Origin of the sequence: Oscillibacter sp. CU971, from assembly GCF_905219725.1 — a bacterium.
Lineage (GTDB): Bacteria > Bacillota > Clostridia > Oscillospirales > Oscillospiraceae > Oscillibacter.
In genome coordinates, this window is the sequence record NZ_CAJMXG010000159.1 from 1 (window position 1) to 4,083 (window position 4,083).

A 4,083-nucleotide genomic window follows, 5' to 3' on the forward strand; every position below is an offset into this window, starting at 1 on the left:
GGCGGGATCATGGACAACCTGTCGGGGCTCTTTGATACAGTAAACGCCCGTGTCGGGGAGATCGCGGTACAAGTGGGGACAGCCCCGGCGCAATGGAACGCCGGGGTTTTCTCCCTGATCCGGCGGCTTTCCGAAACGGTGATACTGCCAATCGCCGGACTGGTCCTGACCTTTGTTGCCACCTACGAACTCATTCAACTGCTGGTGGAGCGGAATAATCTTCACGACCTGGACTATTGGATTTTCTTCAAGTGGATATTCAAAACGGCCTGCGCCATCCTCATTCTGTCCAACACGTTCAATATCGTTATGGCGGTGTTCGACGTGGCACAGCGGGTGGTGGCGCAGTCGGCGGGGCTGATCCAGGGCTCCACGGACGTTTCCCCGGATATGCTGGCGGACCTGNAGNCGGCGCTGNNGGNGATGGACCTGGGCCCGCTGCTGGGGCTGTGGCTCCAGTCCTTTGTGGTGCAGCTCACCATGACCGCGCTGAATATCGTGATTTTCGTGATCGTCTACGGGCGGATGATAGAAATTTATATGCTCACCAGCCTTGCGCCCCTCCCCGTGGCAACCCTGGCGAACCGGGAGCTGGGCGGGGCCGGGCAGAACTATCTCCGCTCCCTGTTCGCCGTGGGCTTCCAGGGGATGCTGATTTTGGTATGCGTGGGGATCTACGCGGTACTCATNNAGAGTATCGCCGGAGGCGGCGACCCCATAGGGGCGATATGGGGGACCATCGGCTACACGGTATTGCTGTGCTACTGCCTGTTCAAAACGGGGAGTATCGCCCGGAGCGTTCTGGGGGCGCATTAGCTCCCGGACCTCTGGACACCGTGACTATAAGCGGAGAGGAGGGATTTTATCGGAAAATACGCCGTGATCTACGCCGACCCGCCCTGGCGCTATTCCCAAAAGAATTTGCCAGGATCGGCGGAGAAGCACTACCCCACCATGAGCATGGACGAGCTGTGCGCCCTCCCCGTGGCGGAGCTGGCCGCCCCGGACTGCGCCCTGTTCCTGTGGGCCACGTTCCCCCAGCTCCCGGAAGCCCTGCGGCTGATCAAGGCGTGGGGTTTTCAGTATAAGTCTGTGGCGTTCGTCTGGCTGAAAAAGAACCGCAAGGCGGATAGCTGGTTTTACGGCCTGGGCTTCTGGACCAGGGCCAACGCGGAGGTGTGCCTGCTGGCAACGCGGGGCCGTCCCCGGCGGCAGGCCGCCAATGTCCATCAATTCATCATTTCCCCCATTGAAGCCCATAGCAAAAAGCCGGAGGAGGCGCGGGAGAAAATTNTGGCCCTGCTGGGCGACGTGCCCCGCGTGGAGCTGTTCGCCCGGCAATCCACCCCCGGCTGGGATGTGTGGGGGAACGAGGTGGAATGTACCCCTGGCCTCTGGACACGGTGTCCAGAGGCCACCACAAGAAAGGAGGGTTGATTTTTGCCCTATGTGAATGTNCCCAATGACCTGTCCAGGGTCAAGACCAAGCTGGCGTTCAACCTCACCAAGCGGCAGCTCATTTGTTTCGGAGGCGGCGGGCTGGTGGGGGTCCCCGCCTATCTGCTGGCCCGTGGGCTTGTGGGGAGCACCGGGGCTATGTTCCTCATGCTGGGGATCATGCTCCCGGCGTTCCTCATGGCGATGTACGAAAAGGACGGCCTGCCCTTTGAGAAAGTGGTGCGGAACATCATCCGCGCCCGCTTCCTCCGGCCCGGCCCCAGGCCCTACCGAACGCAAAATATCTACGCGCCGTTCGCCGGAANGGAGGTGTCCGTTTCTGAACCCAAGAGCCAAAAGCGCCGGACCCGGAAGGGACGGTAAGCGTTCCCTCTCCGCACAGCAGACCATCCCCTATGTGGAAATGCTGAAAGACGGCATTTGCCGGGTGCGGGAGGGCTTCTACACAAAAACCATCGCCTACGAGGACATCAACTACTCCGTGGCCTCCAGCGAGGACCAGTCCGCCATCTTCGACGGCTGGTGCGGCTTCCTCAATTACTTTGACAGCGCCCTCCCGTTCCAGCTCTCGTTCATCAACCACCGCTCCAGGGGCGGCAACCGGTACAAGGTCAATATCCCCATGGCCCACGACGACTTTGACAGTATCCGGGGGGAATATGTGGATATGCTGAANCGGCAGATCGCCCGGAGCAACAACGGCATTGTCCGCTCCAAGTATATCACGTTCGGCGTCCCCGCCGACGGCCTGGAGACGNCCCGCCCCCGGCTGGAGCGCGTGTCCAGCGACATTATGGGCAACTTCAAAAAGCTGGGGGCACACTCCCGCGTGCTCAACGGGCGGGAGCGGCTGGAGGTGCTCCACGGCCAGATGCACCCCGGAGGCCGGGAGCCGTTCCGCTTCTCCTGGCCGGACATCGTGAAAACCGGCATGGGGACGAANGACTTTATCGCCCCGGACAGCTTCGACTTCACCGCCGCCCGGACATTCCGGCTGGGCCAGTCCTGGGGCGCGGCCTCCTACTTGCAGATNATGGCCTCCGAGCTGTCGGACAAGCTGCTGCTGGAGCNGCTGGNGCTGGACGCGGAAATGACCGTGACCCTCCATGTGCAGACCGTGGACCAGCTCAAGGCCATCAAAATGACCAAGGGCAAAATCTCCGACATTGACAAGATGAAGGTGGAGGAGCAGAAAAAGGCGGTCAGGGCGGGGTACGATATGGAAATTCTGCCCCCGGACCTCATTACCTACTCCAAGGACGCGGCGGCGCTCCTGGCCGACCTCCAGTCCAGGAATGAAAGAATGTTCCTCCTGACGTTCACTGTGGTGAATATCGCCCCCACCCGGCAAAAGCTGGAGAACGACGTGTTCACCATTTCCGGCATTGCCCAGAAATACAACTGCGCCTTGAAGCGGCTGGACTGGCAGCAAGAGCAGGGCTTCACGTCCTCCCTGGTGCTGGGGGAGAACGCCATTGAGATACAGCGGGGCATGACCACCAGCTCCACGGCGATTTTCATTCCCTTTATGACAAAGGAGCTGCGGATGGACGGGGCGGCCCTCTACTACGGCATGAACGCCCTTTCCAATAACGTCATTATGGCGGACCGCAAGCGTCTGAAAAACCCCAACGGCCTGTTCCTGGGCACGCCCGGCAGCGGCAAGAGCTTTGCCGCCAAGCGGGAGATCGTCAACGTGTTCCTCTCCCTCCCGGACGACGACATCATCATAGCGGACCCGGAGGGGGAATATTACCCCCTGGTAAATCGGCTGGGGGNCNAGGTGGTGCGGCTGTCCCCGTCGGCCACGGCGGGCACGTTCATCAACCCCATGGACATCAATCCCAACTATGCCGACGACGAGGACCCCCTGTCCCTCAAAAGCGATTTCATCCTCTCCCTGTGCGAACTGATCGTGGGCGGGCGGAGCGGGCTGGCCCCTGTGGAAAAGACGGTGATCGACCGCTGCGTGCGGACCATCTACCGGCCCTATCTGGCGGACCCGGCCCCGGAGCGTATGCCCATTCTCCAGGACCTCTACGACGAGCTGCTGAAACAGTCCGAGCCGGNGGCCCGGCGGGTGGCCNCCGCCCTGGAGCTGTACTGCACCGGGCCNCTCAACCTCTTTAACCACCGAACCAACGTCCAGGTCAGTTCCCGCCTCCTGTGCTTCGACATCAAGGCCCTGGGGAAGATGCTGAAAAAGATAGGGCTGCTGATCCTCANGGACCAAATCTGGGGCCGGGTGACGGAGAACCGGGACCGGCGGCGGGCGACCTGGGTATATCAGGACGAGTTTCACGTTCTGCTGGCGGAGCCCCAAACGGCNGCGTACAGTGTGGAGATTTTCCGGCGCTTCCGCAAATGGGGGGCCATCCCCAGCGGGATCACCCAGAATGTGAAAAGCCNGCTGGAGAGCAGCGAAATAGAGTCCATTTTCGGCAACTGCGATTTCCTCTATATGCTGTCCCAGGCCGCCGGGGATNAAAAGGTGCNGGCAAGCCACCTGGGGATTTCCCCNCACCAGCTTTCCTACGTCACCCACTCCGGCTCCGGCGAGGGGCTGCTTTTTTATGGGGACACCACCATCCCCTTTGTGGACCACTTCCCCCAGGACACCGAGCT

The 4,083-nt window shown here is 61.2% G+C and carries 4 protein-coding genes; all 4 read left to right on the plus strand.

Annotation, left to right across the window (positions count from 1 at the left end):
• Positions 1 to 816: VirB6/TrbL-like conjugal transfer protein, CD1112 family (locus tag JX325_RS10965; RefSeq protein WP_204791165.1), on the plus strand; the 816-nt coding region annotated here is incomplete at its 5' end.
• Positions 817 to 879: 63 nt separating this feature from the next.
• Positions 880 to 1,437 (plus strand): MT-A70 family methyltransferase, encoded by a 558-nt coding sequence (locus tag JX325_RS10970; protein WP_204791166.1) that lies wholly within the window; start codon positions 880 to 882, stop codon positions 1,435 to 1,437.
• A gap of 3 nt (positions 1,438 to 1,440) precedes the next feature.
• Entirely contained in the window at positions 1,441 to 1,821 is a 381-nt protein-coding gene (locus tag JX325_RS10975; RefSeq protein ID WP_204791167.1) for a PrgI family protein, read from the plus strand.
• The coding region (locus tag JX325_RS10980) for a VirB4-like conjugal transfer ATPase, CD1110 family (protein ID WP_374220609.1) at positions 1,778 to 4,083 on the plus strand (2,306 nt) is incomplete at its 3' end. The genes JX325_RS10975 and JX325_RS10980, both read left to right, overlap by 44 nt.